Below are 21,145 nucleotides of genomic sequence, written 5' to 3'. Positions count from 1 at the left end.
TTTCCCCTTTTTAAAACCTTCGTTAATTATTAATTGAGTTCTGGCGTTGCTTTTTCTTTTACATACACGCCAGGTGCCGCTTCCATTTTTTTGTACTTAGCATTTCCAAAAGTAGTACCTGCTGGTTTCATTTCACCGCCAAATTGCGCAAGCCATTTGGTGTAATCAGGCCACCAACTTCCTGGAATTTGTTTTGCCCCCTCTAGCCACTCCTGGGCTGTTGGAGCAATCTTGTTATTTTCAAAGTAATAACGCTTATTTTTAGCTGGAGGATTGATCACACCGGCAATATGTCCAGAAGCGCCTAATACGAAACGATTTTTACCTTTCAGAAGATGAGTCGATTCGTAAGCAGACCTCCAGGGAACAATGTGATCTTCTTGGGATGCATATAAATACGCAGGACAATTGATTTTTCCGAGATCTACTTTTTCACCGCAAATTTTTACTTTGCCGGGCTTCACTAAATCATTCTGCAAGTAGGTATGTCGAAGGTACCAGCAGTACATTGCGCCAGGAAGATTAGTGGAGTCGCCATTCCAATACAACAAATCAAATGGTGGGGGTGAATTACCTTTGAGGTAGTTCTCCACTACGTAGTTCCATACCAAATCATTCGGACGCAAGAATGAAAAGGTATTGCCTAAATCGAGGCCTGACATCATGCCGTACTTACCGCCCTTACCGCCAATAGAGTTCTCGCGCATCTCCACCATGCCTTCATCGATAAAGACATCCAGAATTCCGGTATCCGTGAAATCCAATAAGGTGGTTAGGAGTGTCAAGCTTGCTGCTGGATGCTCGTCTCGGGCTGCCAGCACAGCCAATGCAGAGCTGGTTAAGGTCCCGCCAACGCAGAACCCTAAGATATTAATTTGCTTGGTATCGCCAATTTCTTTTACGACTTCAATTGCTTTGATAACACCCTTACCTACGTAATCATCCCAGCTCACTTGAGCCATGGAAGCATCTGGGTTCTTCCAGGAAACCAAGAACACGGTATGCCCTTGACTCACCATATGACGAACTACGGAGTTGTCAGGTTGTAAATCGAGAATGTAATACTTATTGATGCATGGTGGCACCATTAAATAAGGGCGTTCAAATACTTGCTCTGTTAATGGCGTGTATTGAATTAGCTCGAATAACTCATTACGAAACACCACATGACCCTCTGTAGTGGCAATATTTTTTCCCACTTCAAAAGCAGATTCATCTGTTTGAGAGACCTTACCTTTTTTCATATCCCCCAATAAATTTACAATCCCTTTTTGAATTGATTGTCCTTGGGAGCTAATAATGCTTTCTAATACCTCTGGATTGGTGGCAATAAAGTTAGATGGTGACAAAGCATCAATCATTTGCTCAGTAGTAAATAATATTTTCTGCTTTGACTTTTCGTCCGTCTCAACTGCTTTTGCTAACTCCATGAGATGCTTGGAATTAAGTAAATAAGTAGCAGCAATGACTTTGCTCCAGGATGAGTGCCAGGCCTTACCTGCAAAACGACGATCTTTAACCTCAATCGCTTCAGGATTGGTTGCAATGTGCGCTAATTCAGTGAAATATTCTTTTTGGATTTCAGATAAACGCTCTGGCGGAATGAGCGCCATATGATGCGGTGCCAAAGATGGTGTTGCACCGGTATTCATGCCTGCAAACATAGTAGTCTCTTCAATTAATTAAAGACATTCTCCGCCCTTAAGCACTATAGAGTTATACGCAATAACCCTAGCTTGGTGCACGGGCTAGTACTAACCCGCATGCTTTTGTGCACAAGCTATTTTTCAATCCAGATAGCTGAGGCAAATCTTCCAGTCTTGCCATCACGACGGTAAGAAAAAAACTGGTGCTGATCTCGAACAGTGCAGTATTCGCCACCGAAAATCATTTTTACGTCACAAGCCTCTAAACGTGCTCGTGCCAACAGGTAGATATCTGCAAGAAACTTTCCAGGTTTATGAGATATTTCTGTGAATGCATTTTTTGGAAGAAGAAAGCCGGAGTCTTGAAATGACTTCACAACATCCTTTCCAACCTCAAATGATTCAGGTCCAATTGCTGGTCCTAGCCAAGCCATGAAGTCTGCCGCAGTGGATCCATCAGAAATTTTGAGCAACTCAGCAATCGTATTTTCCAGAATTCCAGCGCAAAGCCCCCTCCAGCCGGCATGTGCAGCACCAACAGCAGTCCCTTTGGAGTTGGTAAATAACACTGGCAAGCAATCTGCCGTCATGATGACCAAAACCTCTTCAAGAGCATTAGTGACGGAGGCATCAGCCTCAATTACCAGCCCCCGGTTTAAGTCTCGACTTTTCGGAGTGCTTACTGTTGTTTGGTGAGTCTGCTTTAACCAGATAGGCTCATCCGGCATGTCTTTAGTAAAAATAGCTCTATTTGCCAAAACATCTTCAACGCGGTCTCCCACATGATCACCCAAGTTTAAGGAATCATAGGGAGCTTGACTTACCCCGCCCAACCTTGTGCTTACTCGTGTGTGCACCGACTTTGGGGCGGGCCATTGAGGAGCAACCAATCTCATCAGCGTGACTCATTTTCAATAGAGGCCAACACGACAGATTCTTTCGGCAGAACTTCGTCACTCATTCCAACTTGCGGTAATAAGTCCAATAAATCCTGTGGTGGCAAGCGGAACCAAGTCATTAATTCATGCTTCACTGGATGTTGAAGACTTAAAGCAAAAGCATGTAAAGCCTGGCGATTAAATGAAAGATTTTTAGCTGCGCCCGGAACCTTTTTACGGTAGACCGGGTCGCCCACCAATGGAAAACCGAGTGATTCTAGATGGACGCGAATCTGGTGCGTGCGCCCTGTTTCCAGGCGACACTCTAACAATGTGACAGCAGCCTCTCCAACCAAACCCTTGGCTAAGCGTCGAAATAAAGTAGCTGCTGGTTTTCCTTGGGGACTGCCTGCGGACATCTTTAGGCGATCTCGCTGATCACGCCCAACCGAAGCCAGGACTTTGCCTTGACTGGGGGCATCACCCCACACCCAAGCCAAATAGCGACGTCCCACCGTTCTTTCTTGAAGTTGACGTACTAGGGAGGTTTGGGCTTGAGATGTTCTCGCCACGACCATGAGGCCTGAAGTGTCCTTATCCAGGCGATGCACTATTCCCGCCCTGGGAAGTGACTTGAGCTCAGGATAATGAAATAAGAGGCCATTCAACAGGGTTCCAGACCAATTTCCCGCTGCCGGGTGCACCACGAGGCCAGGCGGCTTATTGACCACAATGATGTCCTCATCCTCGTAGACCACATCCAGGGGAATATCTTCAGGGTTGAAGGCAAACTGCTCGGGCATTTCCTGTGGGAAGACCTTAACGCTCTCGCCGCCATGGAGCAAATAACGGGCTTTAGTAACCTTTCCGTCGACCATAACCGCCCCAGCCTCAACCCAAGCTTTAAGGCGATTACGTGAATAATCAGGCAAAGACCCTGCTAGCACCTTGTCCAAGCGCTCGCCAGCCATCTCCAAAGGGATATCTAGGGAGATGAAATCCTCATCATCGATATAATCAATGGGATTCGATTCAGGAGTTTGCGGCAATGCCACGCTTAGAGAGCCTTTCAGTTATGTCCGACGTAATATCAGACGCCAGTTTAAGGCTTGCTGGGAATTCTTCCTCACAAAAAAAGAGCTTCCATATAAGTGGCACTCCTTTTGCCCTGCTTTTAGCCTTCGTGTTCGCATTAATGCTTTTGGGTGGATGCGCAGGTAGCGATGGCAGCAAAGATGACACAGACATCTGGTCAGAGGCAAAACTCTATTCTGAAGCCACTGACAAACTCAATGATGCTGACTTTGCTAAGTGCGGCAAGTACTTTGAAAAATTAGAGGCACGCTTTCCTTTCGGTCCCTATTCACAACAAGCACAAATTAACTCTGCTTATTGCTACTGGAAAGCGCAAGAACAAACTCAAGCACTGGTTGCGATTGATCGCTTTATTAAATTACATCAAGGTAGCGAAAGTCTAGATTACGCCTATTACTTAAAAGGACTCATTACCTTTAATGATGACTTGGGATGGCTTGGCAATTTTACTGGCCAGGACCTCAGTGAGCGAGACCCTAAAGCTGCTAAAGAAGCTTTTGAGTCGTTCAAAGTAGTAGTGGATCGTTTCCCAGACAGCAAGTACGCTCCAGATGCATTAGATCGCATGCGCTATATAGTGAATTCTCTTGCTGAGGCGGATGTGATTGTTGCGCGCTTTTATTATCAACGTGGTGCCTATCTGGCCGCAGCCAATCGCGCTCAGCTAGTTATACGTGATTACGATCGCGCACCTGCAGTTGAAGAGGCGCTCTACATTCTCACCAAGTCTTATGAGAAGCTCGGCATGGTTGAACTCAGCAATGATTCAGCCCGCGTCTTCAAATTAAACTTCCCAGACAGTCAAATGATGATCACCGGTCAACGTGTTCAAAAAGAACGCAGATGGTGGCAGTTCTGGAATAAGTAAGATTGTTTCAATATCAACAAAAATCCTCCGCTGTGGAGGATTTTTTATTTACTGGCTTGGCATTTTCTTTATCTACTGGATCTCAACGGGAACCCTAGGCGCCACAGCACAAAGCAACTCATAACCAATGGTTCCACTCATTTGTGCCACATCATCGACTGAAACTTTGTCACCCCAAAGCTGCACAACACTTCCAATTCCTGCATTTGGTGCTTTGCTTAAATCAATTGCCAGCATGTCCATGGAAACTCTTCCAACTAGATGGCAAATGATCCCATGATCACCATTACCAACCCAAACCGGCGTGCCATCTTTAGCATGACGTGGATACCCATCGGCATACCCACAAGCCACAATGCCGATACGCATGGCATTAGGTGCCTCATAACGACCGCCGTAACCAATGCGATCGCCTTTTTGAAGTTCTTGAATATCAATAATTTCACTATGAAGTTGCATGACCGCCCTGAGATTGGCATGCTCAATATCAGCATGCAGTCCTGTTGGTGATGCGCCATAGAGCATGATGCCTGGGCGTACCCAATCGCCTAAGGCACTGCGATGCCACAAAATAGCTGCAGAGTTTGCTAGGGATGTTGCACCCTCTAAACCAGCAATCGTTTCATTAAATAACTCTTGTTGACCGCCAACTGAAGGTAACTGATCTACTTGATCAGCATTGGCAAAATGGGTCATGTGGTGCATGTGATAACCAGTTGCATGCAAGCGATGGAAAACAGTTCGATACGTTGCAGGCTTAAATCCCAAGCGATTCATACCGGTATTCATCTTTAGAAAGACACTTAAAGGCTTGTGGTTTTTACCTTTAAATCGCTCCAGCCAATCCACTTGAGCATCACAATGGACCACGAGGTCGCATGTTAAATCTTCCGCTCGGCTTAGCTCATTTTCATGAAATAAACCCTCTAAAAGGAGGATGCGCCCTTGCCAGCCGTGCTCCCTTAACCAGGCAGCGTCCTGTATATCTAACAAGGCAAAGCCATCCGTAGAGGACAGCCCCTTTAGTGCCGCTTCAAAACAATGGCCATAGGCGCGGGCTTTGATGACAGACCAAATTTTGGATTCTGGTGCCAATTCCCGAACTCGGTTTAAATTATGCTGAAAGGCGGCAGTATTAATAGATGCCAAAATTGGCCTATTAATCAGGCCGTTAGCTGAATCACCCATTTTCACCCCTCCTTTCATGCTTTAATTGCAGTAATGACTAGATTGTACGAATGAACCGTAGCTTTTACATCATTATGGCGGCGCAATTTTTTTCGTCGCTTGCCGATAATGCTCTCCTAATTGCCGCTATTGCGCTCTTGGCCCAGCTTCAAGCTCCGGCCTGGATGACGCCGCTGCTCAAATTGTTCTTTGTATTGTCCTACGTTCTTCTGGCCGCCTTTGTAGGTGCCTTTGCAGACTCCCGCCCCAAGGGCAATGTCATGTTCATCACCAATACTATTAAGTTTGTTGGCTGCGTGACCATGTTGTTCGGTAGCCATCCTTTAATGGCCTACGCCATCGTTGGCCTAGGTGCCGCCGCTTACTCACCAGCTAAATATGGGATTCTGACCGAACTTCTGCCACCTGAAAAATTAGTTGCTGCTAATGGTTGGATCGAGGGATTAACGGTAAGCTCAATCATTTTAGGCACCGTTTTAGGTGGCGTTCTCATTAGTAGCACCGTATCTCAAAGTCTTTTAGCCCTTGACATGCCTACATTTGATACTGGCATTGATACGCCGGCTGAGTCCGCAATTCTGATCATCATGATGATTTATGTCGTTGCCGCACTCATTAACCTAAAGATTCCCGATACTGGCGCACGTTATGTTTCTCAGAAAACCAATCCCATTGAATTGGTCAAAGACTTTGCCATTTGCTTTAAGACACTCTGGAATGATCGCTTAGGTCAAATCTCCCTAGCAGTAACAACCTTGTTTTGGGGTGCTGGTGCAACTCTGCAATTTATTGTCATTAAGTGGGCGCAAGTGGCTTTGCATATGAACCTATCCCAGGGGGCTATTTTGCAAGCCATTTCCGCTGTAGGCGTTGCCGGTGGCGCTGTATATGCAGCTTGGCGTATTCCACTTCGTAAATCCCTAAAGGTACTGCCCTATGGCATTGCTATGGGCCTAGTGGTCTGCATCATGGCAGTCTATAACTCAGATATGCTTCCCAATATAAGCATCCTTACAATGGGCAAGTTGCAGATATCTCTGAACTTATTGCCTGCTTATTTTTTATTAATACTAGTAGGTTGGTTGGCGGGCTACTTTGTAGTGCCAATGAACGCCTTGTTGCAGCATCGTGGCCACGTCCTGATGTCTGCAGGCCACTCCATTGCAGTACAGAACTTTAACGAGAACATCTCTGTTTTGGTGATGTTGTTAATTTATTCTCTGCTGATCTGGCTGGATATACCAGTTCAATTTGTGATTATCGGATTTGGTTTGATTGTTAGCCTAATAATGTGGCTAGTGATTAAACGCCACGCCAGAAATCAAGCGGAGTATGACTCCATGCATCTGATCGGCGAACACAAGCAATAGACTTGCATACGATTAGATCAACTGTTTTGCAGCACAGATCTCGCTAACAACATATCCTGCCAGAGCAATGCCTTATCATTTGGTTTTGCAAGTACTTGATTTAGTTCAAATGAAGCAATTACTGGAATCTCTTCTTCATTGCCAGTATTTAAAGCTAAAACTGTTTCACGCAACTGCGGCAATGGATCTCTTTCACCAGTGATTTTTTGGGCAGTAGGCCCACCGAAGGCAATTGCTATAACAGGCATCTCAGGGGCACTCAACTGACTCAGACTATGCCCTAGATTTTTCCAAGCCCACTCATTTTTAGCCAGTCCCAAAACACGAATCATATTTTGAAATAAGATTTGAGCATCCCCCTGTGGTTCACTACCAAAAAACCACCACATTCCATAGCAAACTCTTGGAGTTGACTGTGCAAGCTCAGGAGAGGCTTGAGCGTTAGTCTGCTCGGTTACTAAAGCTGTCGCTTGTACAACATCCCGGGAAGTCCATTCGGTGATGCCCATTTCTTTTAAGAAGGCTGAATGTGTATTGGTCATGGCTCTAGCTTAATCGATTTGGCCATAACGAGCGCATCTTCTCGAGATCCAGTCTCCAGGTTGGCTGGATAGTAATTCTTACGCACACCAATTTGCTCGTAACCCAATTTTTGATAGAGCGTTATTGCAGCGGTATTGCTTGGCCTTACCTCTAAGATAATTCGGGGCATTTTTTGTTGGGCTGCTACACCCTCGATCGCGTCCATCATTCTTTGGCCTAGCCCAAGCTTGCGCAAATGAGGCGAGACCGTAATATTGAGAAGGTGCAATTCATCTACCGCGGGAAAAAGGATGCAGTAAGCCCAAAGCACTGCTGGATCCAAATAACTACCCTTCACCATTTGGTCTACTTGCGGACGAATGCAATAAGCCCAATGTCCAGCAGCCAAAGAATCGGAAAAATTACCTTTTGTCCAAGGGTGAATGTGCGAGACGGACTCTATCTTGAGAACTTCATCTAAGTCTACAACTTGCATTGGCATGAACGAGAGCTCTGCAGTACCTCCTGCCGGGGAAATATCAGACATTATTTCATCCCCCCTTCACGCTCTGCAGTGGTAGATGCCACTTTATTTCGCACATACATTGGCTCAAGCAGTCGAACATCTTCCTGCAAACCTTCTTTAAACGATTGTTTGGCGCACTCTAAGACACCCAATGCAGAGATTGAGATCTCGACATCCTTTGGACCATCAAATAGGGGCATACGATTGCTGTAGGCATTTAAAGCGCTACCAGCTATGAGTTGCAAGCCATCAAAGTTAAGCACTTCAGGCTTTGTGAGGTGAATATCACTCACGCGTTTTGGTAATTGAGTAGCTTGAGACTCATAGTTCGCCCAATAAATTTCTTCCATGCGTGCATCAATGGCTATCATGAAGTGTTGAGGCTTGGTCTTTTTATAAATCTCGGCGCTGGTAATTTGCGCGGCTATTGCATCTAAGCTACATACGGATATGACCGGAAGATTATTTGAAATTGCCAGGCCTTGAACTGCAGCCACACCCAATCTAACCCCCGTGAATGCGCCGGGACCAATACCAACAGCAATAGCATCAAGATCTTTTAAAGACAGTTTTGCATTAGCTAGCAGCGACTCAACCCAGGGCAATAGAAGTTGGCTGGCACCAGCTGAAACAGCTTCATGCCTGAACTCTGGTGCTTTATCACCTAAAGATAAAGCCACCGAACACCACGCTGAAGAGGTGTCGATGGCCAATATATTTGCCAATTTGAATCCTGTTTGCTAATTACAAAACCAAATTATGAACTTAATCCTGCAATCACCTCAGGAGGCGCTTGAACCAGCTCAATGAGCACCCCTTCACCGCTAATCGGGAACTCGTCATTCCCCTTGGGGTGCACAAAAGTAATGTCATAGCCTGCAGCACCCTTGCGGATGCCCCCTGGAGCAAAGCGCAGGCCATTGGCTGAGAGCCACTCAACCGCTTTAGCGAGGTCATCCACCCACAAACCAATATGGTTCAGGGGTGTCTGATGTACAGCTGGTTTCTTTTCGATATCAAATGGCTGCATCAGATCAACCTCAATCTCATGGGCACCAGAACCAATTGCACAGATGTCCTCATCAACATTTTCACGCTCAGAGACAAAAGTACTTTTGTATTCAAATCCGAGCATATCAACCCACAACTTCTTGAGTCGATCTTTATTTTCGCCGCCTATTGCGATTTGCTGAATACCTAAAATCTTAAATGGCTTAGTGCTCATAGTCATTAACCTGGTTACTCAAAGCGGATAATTAATTGATCCACCGCCAAGCTATCACCCTCTTTAGCGCAGATTTCAGCAACCACACCATCTTGCATAGCGGATAGCGTATTTTCCATCTTCATCGCTTCAATTGAGGCTAGTTTCTGACCTGCGGTAACCCCTTCACCTGCCTTGACAGCAATTTTCGTTAATAGGCCTGGCATTGGAGACATTACTAATTTAGAAGTATCTGGCGGTAACTTGACAGGCATGCGACGTTGTAACTCTGCTCCCAAAGGGCTCAGAACCATACATTCGAAATGGGCGCCATCCAGAATTAACAGATACTTAACGCCACGACGCTCTACTTGTGCAGTAATCTTATGTGTACCGTTAATGGTTGCGTGCAGACAAATCTGCCCAGGACGCCAGTCACTCACAATGTCATAACGGCTCACACCATCAGCATCATCGATGTATACAGAATAGATGCCGTCTTTCAATTCAACGCGAATAGGCACTTCATACGGATCATTCATGGAGCCGGTTTTTTTACCAGTAACCACTACGAATTTCTTTGCAATGATCATTTCATGGCCAGCTAATTGCCCATCAATCATCTTAATATGCTCAAGATAGCGATAGCGCATAAACGCAGCTAATGCTGCCAAACGCTTAGGATCAGCGGGCTGTACAGAATCCTTTTTAAAGCCCTCTGGATATTCTTCAGCGATAAAGCCAGTTGTAAAGTCGCCATTTACAAAGCGAGGGTGTTGCAATAAGGCCGCCTGAAATGGAATATTGGAATGAATGCCGCGAATCACGAAATCATTTAATGCTGCGCGCATCTTTTCAATTGCTTCTGTACGATCCTTGCCGTGAACAATCAATTTAGCAATCATTGAATCGTAATACATTGGGATTTCACCGCCCTCATACACACCGGTATCTACACGCACTCCATTAACAGATTCTGGTGGACGATACTTCACTAAGCGGCCAGTTGATGGAAGGAAATTGCGGAATGGATCATCAGCATTAATTCGACACTCCATCGACCATCCATCTAACTTCACATCTTCTTGCTTGAATTCCAACTTCTCGCCTGCAGCAACACGAATCATCTGCTCGACCAAGTCAAGGCCGGTAATACTTTCGGTCACTGGATGCTCAACCTGCAAACGGGTATTCATTTCCAGGAAGTAGAAAGACTTATCTTTTCCTACAACGAACTCAACGGTACCGGCGGACTGGTAGTTCACGGCCTTAGCTAATGCAACCGCTTGTTCGCCCATGGCTTTGCGGGTTGCAGGATCGATAAATGGTGATGGCGCCTCTTCAATAACCTTTTGATGACGGCGCTGAATCGAGCAATCACGCTCGTTTAGGTAAACCACATTGCCATACGAATCGCCCAACACCTGAATTTCAATGTGACGTGGACCTTCAACGAACTTCTCAATAAAGATTCGATCATCGCCAAAGCTATTCATGGCTTCAGTTTTGCAAGCTGCAAAACCTTCAGCCGCTTCTTTGTCATTAAATGCAACACGCAAACCTTTACCGCCACCGCCTGCAGACGCCTTAATCATCACGGGGTAACCAATACCCTGAGCAATCTTGACCGCTTCTTCAGTGGTATCAATCGCCTCGTTATAACCAGGAATGGTGTTGACCTTGGCCTCTAAGGCAAGCTTCTTAGAGGCAATCTTGTCTCCCATTGCTGCGATAGATTGATGCTTAGGACCAATGAAAACGATGCCCTCTTCCTCACAGCGTTTAGCGAACTGTTCGTTCTCAGATAAGAAGCCGTAGCCAGGATGCACCGCTTCAGCGCCGGTATCTTTGCAGGCTTGGATAATGCGGTCCATTACTAAGTAAGATTCACGCGAAGGTGCCGGTCCAATGCAAACAGCCTCATCTGCCAGTTGTACGTGACGCGCCTCTTTATCTGCCTCAGAATAAACAGCTACAGTTTTGATGCCCATTTTCTTGGCGGTCATCATTACACGGCAAGCAATCTCACCGCGATTCGCAATCAGAATTTTCTTAAACATTTTCGTAGTCATCTTTTATCAGCGCCTTACAGAGGAATATTGCCGTGTTTACGCGCAGGATTCTTTAAGTCTTTGTCTTTGAGCATTGCCAGTGAACGAGCAATACGCTTGCGAGTTTCGTGCGGAAGAATAACGTCATCAATATAGCCACGGCGTCCTGCCACAAAGGGGTTGGCGAACTTAGACTTATATTCAGCTTCACGTGCCGCAATCTTTTGTGGATCTGACTTTTCTTCGCGGAAGATAATTTCTACCGCACCTTTAGGCCCCATCACAGCAATTTCTGCTGAAGGCCATGCAAAGTTCACATCACCTCGTAAATGCTTAGAAGCCATCACGTCGTAAGCGCCACCATAGGCTTTACGAGTAATTAAGGTCACCTTAGGTACGGTGCAATCTGCGTAGGCATAGAGCAATTTCGCACCATGCTTAATAATGCCGCCGTATTCTTGTGCAGTGCCAGGCATAAATCCAGGAACGTCGACTAAGGTCACTACAGGAATATTGAATGCATCACAGAAGCGTACGAAACGTGCAGCCTTGATGGATGCCTTAATATCCAAACAACCAGCCAGAATCAGTGGTTGATTGGCAACAATACCAATCGAACGGCCTTCGATACGAGCAAAGCCAATCACGATGTTTTTTGCGTAATCAGGTTGCAATTCAAAAAACTCGCCATCATCAACGATCTTTTCAATCAACTCTTTCATATCGTAAGGTTGATTTGGATTGGATGGCACTAATGTATCTAGTGAAAAATCAGGCTCTTCTGTACGGTTCGCACCTTTGATCAAAGGTGGTTTCTCACGGTTTGAGAGCGGTAAGTAGTTAAAGAAACGACGCAGCATCATGATCGCGTCAACATCGTTATCGAAAGCCAAATCACAAACACCCGATACTGTTGAGTGAGTTACTGCACCACCCAATTCTTCAGCAGTCACATCCTCATGAGTTACGGTCTTAACGACTTCAGGACCAGTCACAAACATATAAGAGCTATCTTTCACCATGAAGATGAAATCAGTCAACGCCGGCGAGTAAACAGCACCCCCAGCTGAAGGACCCATGATCAATGAAATTTGGGGGATCACGCCAGATGCAGTGACATTGCGCTGGAAAATTTCTGCATAACCGCCAAGAGATGCAACGCCCTCTTGAATACGTGCACCACCAGAGTCATTTAAGCCAATCACAGGAGCACCTACTTTGAGTGCCTGATCCATGATCTTACAAATCTTTTCTGCATGGGCTTCTGATAAGGAGCCACCTAAAACAGTGAAATCTTGTGAAAAAACAAATACCAAACGTCCGTTAATCATTCCGTAGCCGGTAACCACACCATCGCCAGGAACCGTTTGATCAGCCATGCCAAAGTCATGACAGCGGTGCTCAACAAACATATCCCACTCTTCAAAGGTAGCAGCATCAAGCAAGAGCTCAATACGCTCACGAGCGGTTAATTTACCCTTAGCGTGCTGGGCTTGAATACGTTTTTGCCCACCACCTAATCGGGCAAGCTCACGCTTGGCCTCAAGCTGTTCAATGATGTCCTTCATTTCCTACTCCTTAGAAAAATTCATGCCCCATGGCTTCCAGTAGTCGTCTTGCTGCAACTGAAGCCGCCATGGTTCCTTGGTTTACTTGGGCACTCAAACTTGGTAGAAGTTTTTGTACTACTTCATTGCTACGAAATGCGTTTTTTAATCCAGCATCAATGCGATCCCACATCCATGCGCCAGCCTGCTCCTTGCGACGAGATTCAAACTTCCCATTTGCCCTCTGAAGAGAAGCAAAGTGAGAAACCTTATCCCACATCTCTGGCACACCTTTTCCTTCTAAAGCACTCAAGCTCATTACTTGGGGGTGCCATGATTCTTTGAGGTGGGAGGCATGATCAGGGTTGCCCTGAAAACCTAATAGACGCAATGAACTTGTGATGAATAGCTGGGCACGCATAGCGGCATCAGGATCAATATCTGCTTTATTAATCACAATTAAATCGGCAATTTCCATCACGCCTTTTTTAATTGCCTGCAAATCATCGCCTGCATTTGGTAGCTGCAACAACAGAAACATATCCGTCATACCAGCAACTGCGATTTCACTCTGCCCCACGCCGACCGTTTCAACAATGATGACGTCAAAACCTGCAGCCTCTGCAACCAACATAGCTTCACGCGTCTTCTCTGCTACGCCGCCTAGCGTGCAAGACGAAGGGCTGGGACGAATAAAGGCATTTTCTAAAACAGATAAGCGCTCCATACGAGTCTTATCACCCAGGATGGAGCCGCCAGAAATGCTTGAGGAAGGATCAATCGCCAATACGGCAACTCGATGACCTTTTTCGATTAGATAAAGGCCTAGAGTTTCAATCAAAGTTGATTTACCAACTCCGGGTACTCCTGAGATTCCTAAACGAAATGATTTACCTGTTTTGGGCAATAAAGAATTCAGGACATCATCTGCACGATGACGGTGGTCTAGTCGAGTCGATTCAAGCAAAGTAATGATCTTTGCTAATGCGCGTCGCTGTTTAAGCGAAGGCGCACCAGTGAGATCATTCACCAGAACCTGATCAGCAGCTTCGAGCATGCCTATGATCCGTATTAAGCTGGTTTCACAGACTTGCGAATTTGCTCAAGCACATCCTTGGCCGAAGCCGGAATTGGAGTGCCTGGACCATAAATACCTTTGACACCGGCCTCATAGAGGAATTCATAATCCTGTCTCGGAATGACGCCACCAACGAACACGATGATGTCATCTGAGCCCTGCTTCTTTAATTCAGCAATGATGGCTGGCACCAAGGTCTTATGACCAGCCGCCAATGTTGAGACACCTAATGCGTGAACGTCGTTCTCGATAGCTTGACGAGCACACTCCTCAGGGGTTTGAAATAAAGGCCCGATATCCACGTCAAAACCTAAGTCGGCAAAAGCAGTAGCAACTACTTTTGCACCACGGTCGTGGCCGTCTTGGCCGAGCTTCGCAATCATTACCCGCGGACGACGTCCGAAGTCTTTTGCAAAGTCAGCAATCTCTGTTTGGAGTTTTGCCCAGCCTTCGGCTGAGTCATAAGCAGCTGCATACACACCAGTCACCTTTTGAGTATCGGCGCGATGGCGCCCGTAAACTTTTTCTAATGCATCCGAAACTTCACCTACCGTCGCACGTAAACGAATGGCGTTTACCGACAACTCCAATAAGTTACCAGAGTTATCTTCAGCAGCCTTGGTTAACGCTTCTAACGCAGCCTCTACTTTTTTGGAATCACGCTTAGCCTTAATATCCTTCAAACGAGCAACTTGGCCTTCGCGCACCTTATCGTTATCGATCATTAACACGTCAACCAGGTCTTCTTTGCCTAGTTTGTATTTATTAACACCTACGATGACATCTGAGCCAGAGTCAATCTTGGCTTGCTTTTCAGCTGCAGCAGCTTCAATTTTGAGCTTAGCCCAGCCGCTTTCAACGGCTTTCGTCATCCCACCCATGGCTTCCACTTCCTGGATGATCTCCCAAGCTTTATCAGCCATCTCTTGTGTAAGGTTCTCCATCATGTAAGAACCCGCCCATGGATCAATTACGCTTGGGATATGCGTCTCTTCTTGCAAAATCAATTGGGTATTACGTGCAATACGGCTTGAGAACTCAGAAGGCAAGGCAATCGCCTCATCCAAGGAATTGGTATGCAATGACTGAGTCCCGCCAAATACAGCTGCCATGGCCTCAACAGTTGTTCTCACAACATTGTTGTAAGGGTCTTGCTCGGTCAAAGACCAGCCGGATGTTTGGCAGTGTGTGCGCAACATCAAAGATTTTGGGTTCTTGGGCTCGAAGGATTTCATAATGCGCCACCACAACAAACGTGCGGCACGCAACTTTGCAACTTCAAGATAGAAGTTCATACCAATTGCAAAGAAGAAAGATAAGCGGCCTGCAAAACCATCAACATCTAAGCCTTTGGCAAGTGCGGTTTTTACATACTCTTTACCGTCAGCCAATGTGAAAGCCAATTCCAATACTTGGTTGGCGCCTGCTTCTTGCATGTGATAACCCGAAATAGAAATCGAGTTGAACTTCGGCATGTGCTTAGCGGTGTACTCAATAATGTCGCCAATAATACGAATCGAAGGCTCTGGTGGATAGATATAGGTGTTGCGCACCATGAACTCTTTCAGAATGTCATTCTGAATAGTTCCTGATAGCTGCTCCTGTTTTACGCCCTGCTCTTCACCAGCCACAATGTAACCAGCCAGTACCGGCAATACAGCACCGTTCATCGTCATCGAAACAGATACCTTGTCCAATGGAATGCCATCGAACAAGATTTTCATATCTTCAACAGAGTCAATGGCAACACCGGCCTTACCAACGTCACCAGTAACGCGTGGATGATCGGAGTCGTAGCCGCGATGAGTGGCTAAGTCAAAAGCAACGGATACGCCTTGACCACCTGCATCAAGCGCCTTGCGATAAAACGCATTGGATTCTTCTGCAGTTGAAAAACCAGCGTACTGACGAATGGTCCAAGGACGAACCGAGTACATCGTTGCTTGAGGGCCACGTACAAATGGTTCAAATCCAGGCAATGTATCGGTGTAATTAAGGCCTTCTACATCAGATGATGTGTATAAGGCTTTTAAATGAATTCCATCTGGCGTTTTCCAGCCCAAAGAATCAACATCACCATTAGGTGCAGATTTTTGCGCTGACTTTTTCCAAGCCTCCAGATTAGTTTCCGGAAAGGATGGCCATGAATTGTTTTCTTTAGAACTCACAAAAACTCCTGGTTAATTTTTGCTGCGTTGCATCGTAATGTCCTTACATTCTGCTTGACAATTATTCATTTGTCTACATAATGTATTCATAATTATGAATACAAAACTGAATAATAGGCCCCTATACGAAGACGTTGCCGACCGCCTACGGGAGCAGATATTTAGCAAACAGCTGGCGCCTGGAAGCTGGTTAGATGAACAATCCTTGGCAGACCAGTTTGGTATTAGTCGCACACCAATGCGTGAAGCGATTAAGGTTTTGGCCTCCGAAGGCCTTGTCACCATCAAGATGCGTCGTGGCGCCTATGTGACTGAGGTAGCCAGAAAAGATCTAGAGCAAATCTTCACGATTCTCTCTCTTTTAGAGGGTCAAGCCGCTAAGGAAACAGCGATTAAAGCGACTGAAGCTGAATTGAATATGCTGGATCACCTGCATCACCGCCTAGAGAAAGCAGCTGCTGACCGTGATATTGAGCAGTTTTTTGAGATAAATGGCAAGTTTCATGAGCTAATACAAGAAATTGCAGGCAATAAATGGATGAATGGCGTTATTGCTGATCTACGTAAAGTACTTAAATTACATCGTAGAGACTCATTAACCAGCACCGGTAGACTGCAAAACTCATTAGTTGAGCATCGAGAAATCCTTCGAGCACTTCTCAAACGAGATGAGCATGCTGCTGAAGCGGTGATGCGCAAACACCTTGCCCAAGGGCTGGAAGCGTTAAGATAAAACCTATAAAAAATAAAGGCTTAGAAAGATATTCTAAGCCTTTAATCTAAGTAGCCTGAGCTAGCAAGGTTTACTTTTTAATAACAAAATTACCTGGCAAGCTGGAAACATAAGCAGCGATATCTTGCATATCAGCATCGCTAAAGGCTTGAACTTGTGAGCCCATGATGGCGTTATTACGACCATACTGAGGGTTGCCGTTACCTACTTTGTATGCTTTCAGAGCGTAATACAAGTAATCGGAATACTGGCCAGCTAACTTTGGATAAGCCGGCAAGATTGGGGCATTGAGTCCAGCACCATGGCAAGAAGCACAATTGCCCTTCTCTACCAATGCCTGACCTTTATCTACGTTAGCAGCATTTGCTACGTTTACCAAACCAATGCTGGAGAGCAAAACTGCTGTAATTAGTGCAAATTTCATAAAAGTATCTCTATGTATCTTTATCAATGAATCACTTCAATGGGTTGTTCGGTGTGCTGGCAGTTTGCGCAGCATAGTATTCGCCAATATCGGCCATATCTTGGTCAGACAAACTGGCAGCGATAGCGCGCATCGTTGGATGCTTGCGCTCACCCTTTTTGTACTCTGACAAAGCAGTCGCAATATAGGCACCATTTTGACCGCCCAACATAGGCACTTTGTAAACCAATGGGTAATCAGCGCGGTAATCTGGGATAGAGTGGCAACCAACACAAAGCCAAACTTTAGCGTTACCAGCAGCGGCATTACCTTTAACTTCATCAGCCTGAGCAACTGAACCTGCAAAAGCTAAAGTTGCAGCAACGGCCAAATGAGGAAGAAATGAGAGTTTTTTCATGGAAATCAGTATTAATGAGTTTGATTTAGATCAATTTGGGAAGAGTATAGCGGACAGATGCCTTCCCCGTCATTTCAGAGGCCAAAATCAGTAGAAACACTGAAAAATTCCCCTCATTTACCTATACTTGAATGCTTAATCCAGTACTTATTTAGGTATGTCTATGAGCAAATCCTCCCCACTCTCTCAAAATCGCTTTGCAGGCAGCCAAAGCTATGTCGCTACCGATGATCTGAAATTGGCCGTGAATGCAGCCATTGCTCTGCAGCGCCCCCTTCTCATTAAAGGTGAGCCCGGCACTGGAAAAACCATGCTCGCTGAAGAAGTCGCTGCTGCCCTCAACATGCCGCTGTTGCAATGGCATATCAAATCAACCACTAAGGCTCAGCAGGGTCTATATGAATACGATGCTGTAAGCCGTTTGCGCGACTCCCAATTGGGTGATGAAAAAGTAAACGATATTCGCAACTACATTGTCAAAGGTGTTCTTTGGCAAGCTTTTGAAGCAGATGAGCCGACAGTATTGCTAATCGATGAAATCGATAAAGCGGATATTGAGTTTCCGAATGACTTATTACGTGAAATTGATCGCATGGAGTTTTATGTCTATGAAACTCGTGAATTGATTAAGGCTAAACATCGCCCGCTCGTCATCATTACCTCAAATAATGAAAAAGAATTGCCCGATGCCTTCTTACGTCGTTGCTTCTTTCATTACATCACCTTCCCGGACGCCAATACGATGCAAAGCATCGTGGATGTGCACCACCCCAATATCAAACAGGATCTTTTGGATGCTGCCCTCAAGGCCTTCTACCAGATACGCTCGTTGCCGGGCTTAAAAAAGAAGCCCTCTACATCTGAATTAATCGACTGGCTCAAGCTCTTATTGGCGGAAGATATCCCACCTGAAGCGCTGCACAGCAGCGATGAAAAGATTGTCGTACCACCATTGCATGGGGCTTTACTTAAGAATGAACAAGATATTCATCTATTTGAGCGCTTGGTCATGATGAATCGCAATCATCGCTAACTTGTTAGCCAGAAGACTTCTGACATGTTGATTCAATTCTTTCTAAATCTGAAAGAGGCCAAGGTGCCTGTTTCAGTGCGAGAGTTTTTAACTCTTTTGGAGGGTTTGAAATCGGGTGTTATTAACCCCTCGATTGATGAGTTTTACCAGTTCTCGCGCTTAACCTTGGTTAAGGATGAGCAACACTTTGATCGGTTTGATCAAGTATTTGGCAGCTACTTCAACGGGATTGAACAAATCATTGCGCTATCGCCAGATATTCCACTGGAATGGTTAGAGAAAAAACTTCAACATGTACTAACGGATGAAGAAAAAGCTGCGCTGCAGAAATTAGGCGGTCCGGATGCCCTAAAGAAGCGTCTTGAGGAGCTTTTAAAAGAACAAAAAGAATGGCATGGCGGTGGCAATAAATGGATTGGCGCAGGTGGTTCTTCACCATTTGGTCACAGCGGCTATCACCCCGAAGGCATCCGTATTGGTGGCGAGAGTGCCGGCAACAGAACGGCTATCAAAGTCTGGGAAGCTCGAGAATTTAAGGATTACGACAGCGATCTAGCATTAGGCACACGCAATATTAAAGTCGCTTTACGGCGCTTACGGCGCTTTGCCCGAGAGGGATCTACTCTAGAGTTGGATTTAGATAAAACCATTCACTCAACAGCTGCCAATGCAGGCATGCTTGATATTCAAATGCGACCTGAGCGACACAACCAGGTAAAAGTTCTACTGCTCATGGATGTCGGTGGTTCGATGGATGATCATATCCAACGCATTGCTGAGTTATTTTCTGCTGCCAAAGCGGAATTTAAGCACTTAGAACATTACTATTTCCATAACTGTGTTTATGAAAACTTATGGCAAAGCAATCGCCGCAGACGTGATCAAGTGACTGCAACGCAAGACATCATTAATAAATATGGGCCCGACTACAAGCTCATCTTTGTTGGAGATGCGACGATGTCTCCTTATGAAATATTGAGCCCTAACGGTTCTGTCGAGTACAACAACAAAGAAGCTGGGGCGGTTTGGATTAATAGACTGATTGATCACTTCCCCCATTTTGCATGGCTCAATCCAGAGCCTGAATCCATCTGGCAATACCGTCAATCAATCGACATCATGCAAAACCTCATGAAAGATCTTATGTACCCAGTCACTCTGAATGGCCTTGAAAGTGCCATGCGTCAACTTTCCAAGTAAGATTTCTTTTTCAATTTAATTACAGAAACCACATATGAGCACAACTATTAACGAACGCCTTAAGACCCTCGGCATCGATTTACCGCCACCAGGACCCCCTGCTGCTGCCTATGTCATGGCTGCCACTACTGGTAATACCGTATTTCTTTCTGGTCATATCGCCAAACGTGATGGTAAGCCTTGGGTCGGTAAGCTCGGTAAAGATATGGATACAGAAACTGGGAAAGCCGCTGCCCGCGCTATTGCGATTGACTTGATTTCTACCTTACAAAATCACTTGGGCTCTTTAGATAAAGTAAAGCGCATCGTTAAAGTCATGGGCTTGGTGAACTCCACTGACAGTTATACCGAGCAACACTTAGTGGTGAATGGCTGCTCAGAATTGTTGTTTGAAGTTTTTGGCGACGCTGGCAAACATGCGCGTAGCGCCTTTGGCGTTGCTCAAATCCCGCTTGGTGCTTGTGTAGAAATTGAACTCATTGCGGAGATTTAATTGGTTTTAATTAAATAGGATCAAGCCCTAGTTTCTGGATGTCAGATTGCGTGTCGACATCCATTAAATAGGCCTTGTTATCGGTTGTAAATGATTTGACCAACTCTGGATGCTCATTCATATAGGGCCTGCAAACCATTCCGGGAATAGATAAAATTTGATTGATCACCCTTCTTGAAAACAATACCGGGTTACCTCGCTGACCATTCACCATTGGCAGAATGATTTCCTGGTTTGCGGCTCTTTGATTAAATTGCCCTAGCAATGCCTCTATCTCAGTACTCGCTATGCTGGGTTGATCGCATAAAGCAATCGTCAACACATCGTAGTCACTCCTTAGAGATTCAAGACCAAGACGTATTGAAGAGGCTTGACCCAATTCTGGCTGGAGATTTTTTACCCAAGTGATTGGGCTTGCTACGAACTGCTTGATTAATTTGATTTCTGCTTCAATTTGATCTGAGTAAAAGCCGGTAACAATCAGAGTCTCTAAGGGCTCAAGAGTTTGAATTGATTGGACAAAGTACTTTAACAAACTATCCCCGTCTTTTTTTAACAGGGCTTTTGGATATCCACCCAAACGACTTCCCTCACCCGCCGCCAATATCAGGATGGCTAGACGCAAATTGGGGCTTTTGGAGGATTCACCGGAGACTGTCATTAGAGTGATAATAAATAGTTATTAATAAAAGCTTTCACAAAAGAACGAAAAAGAAGAAAACGC

At 45.5% G+C, this 21,145-nt stretch carries 21 protein-coding genes; 6 read left to right on the top strand and 15 right to left on the bottom strand.

All coding sequences use genetic code 11. The features are described 5' to 3' along the window. Positions 1–29 precede the first annotated feature (29 nt). The 3 genes from phaC to VC188_RS03400 form a co-directional block, all read right to left on the bottom strand. The gene (gene phaC / locus VC188_RS03410; protein WP_323483031.1) at positions 30–1,664 is read right to left on the bottom strand and encodes a class I poly(R)-hydroxyalkanoic acid synthase; all 1,635 of its coding nucleotides are present in this window, start codon (positions 1,662–1,664) and stop codon (positions 30–32) included. Between the two features lie 116 nt (positions 1,665–1,780). Then, positions 1,781–2,542, bottom strand: coding sequence for a peptidoglycan editing factor PgeF (gene pgeF / locus VC188_RS03405; protein WP_323483030.1), 762 nt, complete (start codon positions 2,540–2,542; stop codon positions 1,781–1,783). Beyond that, complete coding sequence (locus tag VC188_RS03400; protein ID WP_323483029.1) at positions 2,542–3,579, bottom strand: RluA family pseudouridine synthase; 1,038 nt, start codon at positions 3,577–3,579, stop codon at positions 2,542–2,544. The genes pgeF and VC188_RS03400 overlap by 1 nt, the downstream gene beginning before the upstream one ends. A 20-nt stretch (positions 3,580–3,599) precedes the next feature. Here VC188_RS03400 and VC188_RS03395 point away from each other — a divergent pair, with 20 nt between their 5' ends. Continuing rightward, positions 3,600–4,487, top strand: coding sequence for an outer membrane protein assembly factor BamD (locus VC188_RS03395; RefSeq protein WP_072582393.1), 888 nt, complete (start codon positions 3,600–3,602; stop codon positions 4,485–4,487). A gap of 72 nt (positions 4,488–4,559) precedes the next feature. Here the strand turns inward: VC188_RS03395 and alr are convergent, their stop codons facing one another. Continuing rightward, on the bottom strand, positions 4,560–5,675 hold the full coding sequence (alr, locus tag VC188_RS03390; RefSeq protein WP_416350484.1) for an alanine racemase: 1,116 nt from the start codon (positions 5,673–5,675) through the stop codon (positions 4,560–4,562). A gap of 50 nt (positions 5,676–5,725) precedes the next feature. Here alr and lplT point away from each other — a divergent pair, with 50 nt between their 5' ends. Further along, a complete protein-coding gene (gene lplT / locus VC188_RS03385; RefSeq protein ID WP_323483028.1) occupies positions 5,726–7,045 on the top strand; it encodes a lysophospholipid transporter LplT in 1,320 nt (439 codons plus the stop codon). Positions 7,046–7,062: 17 nt separating this feature from the next. On the opposite strand, the gene VC188_RS03380 is transcribed toward lplT, so the two are convergent. The 8 genes from VC188_RS03380 to scpA are packed head-to-tail and all read right to left on the bottom strand — an operon-like array spanning position 7,063 to position 16,141. Continuing rightward, the gene (locus tag VC188_RS03380) at positions 7,063–7,587 is read right to left on the bottom strand and encodes a hypothetical protein (protein WP_323483027.1); all 525 of its coding nucleotides are present in this window, start codon (positions 7,585–7,587) and stop codon (positions 7,063–7,065) included. Next, entirely contained in the window at positions 7,584–8,114 is a 531-nt protein-coding gene (rimI, locus tag VC188_RS03375; RefSeq protein ID WP_323483026.1) for a ribosomal protein S18-alanine N-acetyltransferase, read from the bottom strand. Before rimI ends, VC188_RS03380 begins: the two co-directional genes overlap by 4 nt. Next, positions 8,114–8,818 (bottom strand): tRNA (adenosine(37)-N6)-threonylcarbamoyltransferase complex dimerization subunit type 1 TsaB, encoded by a 705-nt coding sequence (gene tsaB / locus VC188_RS03370; protein WP_323483025.1) that lies wholly within the window; start codon positions 8,816–8,818, stop codon positions 8,114–8,116. Before tsaB ends, rimI begins: the two co-directional genes overlap by 1 nt. A 32-nt stretch (positions 8,819–8,850) precedes the next feature. Further along, on the bottom strand, positions 8,851–9,318 hold the full coding sequence (locus tag VC188_RS03365; protein ID WP_323483024.1) for a VOC family protein: 468 nt from the start codon (positions 9,316–9,318) through the stop codon (positions 8,851–8,853). A 14-nt stretch (positions 9,319–9,332) separates the two neighbouring features. After that, the gene (gene accC / locus VC188_RS03360; protein WP_323483023.1) at positions 9,333–11,369 is read right to left on the bottom strand and encodes an acetyl-CoA carboxylase biotin carboxylase subunit; all 2,037 of its coding nucleotides are present in this window, start codon (positions 11,367–11,369) and stop codon (positions 9,333–9,335) included. A 14-nt stretch (positions 11,370–11,383) separates the two neighbouring features. Then, positions 11,384–12,916, bottom strand: coding sequence for an acyl-CoA carboxylase subunit beta (locus VC188_RS03355; protein ID WP_323483022.1), 1,533 nt, complete (start codon positions 12,914–12,916; stop codon positions 11,384–11,386). A gap of 10 nt (positions 12,917–12,926) precedes the next feature. Then, complete coding sequence (gene meaB, locus VC188_RS03350) at positions 12,927–13,952, bottom strand: methylmalonyl Co-A mutase-associated GTPase MeaB (protein ID WP_323483021.1); 1,026 nt, start codon at positions 13,950–13,952, stop codon at positions 12,927–12,929. A gap of 14 nt (positions 13,953–13,966) precedes the next feature. After that, complete coding sequence (gene scpA, locus VC188_RS03345; protein ID WP_323483020.1) at positions 13,967–16,141, bottom strand: methylmalonyl-CoA mutase; 2,175 nt, start codon at positions 16,139–16,141, stop codon at positions 13,967–13,969. 94 nt (positions 16,142–16,235) lie between these two features. Between scpA and VC188_RS03340 the strand changes: the two genes are divergently transcribed. After that, on the top strand, positions 16,236–16,874 hold the full coding sequence (locus VC188_RS03340; RefSeq protein WP_215322119.1) for a GntR family transcriptional regulator: 639 nt from the start codon (positions 16,236–16,238) through the stop codon (positions 16,872–16,874). Positions 16,875–16,944: 70 nt separating this feature from the next. On the opposite strand, the gene VC188_RS03335 is transcribed toward VC188_RS03340, so the two are convergent. Together VC188_RS03335 and VC188_RS03330 are read right to left on the bottom strand one after the other, a co-directional pair. Next, positions 16,945–17,298 carry a cytochrome c gene (locus tag VC188_RS03335; RefSeq protein WP_323483019.1) on the bottom strand — a complete coding sequence of 118 codons (354 nt, stop codon included), beginning with the start codon at positions 17,296–17,298 and terminating at the stop codon, positions 16,945–16,947. Between the two features lie 31 nt (positions 17,299–17,329). Further along, positions 17,330–17,695, bottom strand: coding sequence for a c-type cytochrome (locus VC188_RS03330; protein WP_215322115.1), 366 nt, complete (start codon positions 17,693–17,695; stop codon positions 17,330–17,332). A 163-nt stretch (positions 17,696–17,858) separates the two neighbouring features. Here VC188_RS03330 and VC188_RS03325 point away from each other — a divergent pair, with 163 nt between their 5' ends. From VC188_RS03325 to VC188_RS03315, 3 genes are read left to right on the top strand one after another with little or no spacing between them, the layout of a single operon-like run. Beyond that, the gene (locus tag VC188_RS03325) at positions 17,859–18,728 is read left to right on the top strand and encodes an AAA family ATPase (RefSeq protein ID WP_374222773.1); all 870 of its coding nucleotides are present in this window, start codon (positions 17,859–17,861) and stop codon (positions 18,726–18,728) included. A 24-nt stretch (positions 18,729–18,752) separates the two neighbouring features. Next, the gene (locus VC188_RS03320; protein ID WP_323483018.1) at positions 18,753–19,928 is read left to right on the top strand and encodes a vWA domain-containing protein; all 1,176 of its coding nucleotides are present in this window, start codon (positions 18,753–18,755) and stop codon (positions 19,926–19,928) included. 34 nt (positions 19,929–19,962) lie between these two features. After that, a complete protein-coding gene (locus tag VC188_RS03315; protein ID WP_323483017.1) occupies positions 19,963–20,421 on the top strand; it encodes a RidA family protein in 459 nt (152 codons plus the stop codon). A 10-nt stretch (positions 20,422–20,431) separates the two neighbouring features. Here VC188_RS03315 and VC188_RS03310 read toward each other — a convergent pair whose 3' ends face one another. After that, positions 20,432–21,082 carry a nucleotidyltransferase family protein gene (locus VC188_RS03310; RefSeq protein ID WP_216156380.1) on the bottom strand — a complete coding sequence of 217 codons (651 nt, stop codon included), beginning with the start codon at positions 21,080–21,082 and terminating at the stop codon, positions 20,432–20,434. Positions 21,083–21,145 lie beyond the last annotated feature (63 nt).

Origin of the sequence: Polynucleobacter sp. MG-28-Ekke-A2, assembly GCF_035012985.1 — a bacterium.
Taxonomy (GTDB): Bacteria; Pseudomonadota; Gammaproteobacteria; order Burkholderiales; family Burkholderiaceae; genus Polynucleobacter.
The sequence above is the reverse complement of the archived record's forward strand: the minus strand, read 5'-3'. Positions and strand labels throughout refer to the sequence as shown.

Bases quoted from the DNA above. Each gene is read 5' to 3' on its own strand.
- VC188_RS03335 (WP_323483019.1), bottom strand. From the start codon at position 17,298: ATGAAATTTGCACTAATTACAGCAGTTTTGCTCTCCAGCATTGGTTTG.
- VC188_RS03380 (WP_323483027.1), bottom strand. From the start codon at position 7,587: ATGACCAATACACATTCAGCCTTCTTAAAAGAAATGGGCATCACCGAA.
- pgeF (WP_323483030.1), bottom strand. From the start codon at position 2,542: ATGAGATTGGTTGCTCCTCAATGGCCCGCCCCAAAGTCGGTGCACACA.
- VC188_RS03315 (WP_323483017.1), top strand. From the start codon at position 19,963: ATGAGCACAACTATTAACGAACGCCTTAAGACCCTCGGCATCGATTTA.
- VC188_RS03340 (WP_215322119.1), top strand. From the start codon at position 16,236: ATGAATACAAAACTGAATAATAGGCCCCTATACGAAGACGTTGCCGAC.
- VC188_RS03395 (WP_072582393.1), top strand. From the start codon at position 3,600: ATGTCCGACGTAATATCAGACGCCAGTTTAAGGCTTGCTGGGAATTCT.
- rimI (WP_323483026.1), bottom strand. From the start codon at position 8,114: ATGTCTGATATTTCCCCGGCAGGAGGTACTGCAGAGCTCTCGTTCATG.
- meaB (WP_323483021.1), bottom strand. From the start codon at position 13,952: ATGCTCGAAGCTGCTGATCAGGTTCTGGTGAATGATCTCACTGGTGCG.
- VC188_RS03310 (WP_216156380.1), bottom strand. From the start codon at position 21,082: ATGACAGTCTCCGGTGAATCCTCCAAAAGCCCCAATTTGCGTCTAGCC.
- VC188_RS03365 (WP_323483024.1), bottom strand. From the start codon at position 9,318: ATGAGCACTAAGCCATTTAAGATTTTAGGTATTCAGCAAATCGCAATA.
- alr (WP_416350484.1), bottom strand. From the start codon at position 5,675: ATGGGTGATTCAGCTAACGGCCTGATTAATAGGCCAATTTTGGCATCT.
- VC188_RS03355 (WP_323483022.1), bottom strand. From the start codon at position 12,916: ATGAAGGACATCATTGAACAGCTTGAGGCCAAGCGTGAGCTTGCCCGA.
- VC188_RS03330 (WP_215322115.1), bottom strand. From the start codon at position 17,695: ATGAAAAAACTCTCATTTCTTCCTCATTTGGCCGTTGCTGCAACTTTA.
- VC188_RS03320 (WP_323483018.1), top strand. From the start codon at position 18,753: ATGTTGATTCAATTCTTTCTAAATCTGAAAGAGGCCAAGGTGCCTGTT.
- phaC (WP_323483031.1), bottom strand. From the start codon at position 1,664: ATGTTTGCAGGCATGAATACCGGTGCAACACCATCTTTGGCACCGCAT.
- accC (WP_323483023.1), bottom strand. From the start codon at position 11,369: ATGACTACGAAAATGTTTAAGAAAATTCTGATTGCGAATCGCGGTGAG.
- lplT (WP_323483028.1), top strand. From the start codon at position 5,726: ATGAACCGTAGCTTTTACATCATTATGGCGGCGCAATTTTTTTCGTCG.
- VC188_RS03325 (WP_374222773.1), top strand. From the start codon at position 17,859: ATGAGCAAATCCTCCCCACTCTCTCAAAATCGCTTTGCAGGCAGCCAA.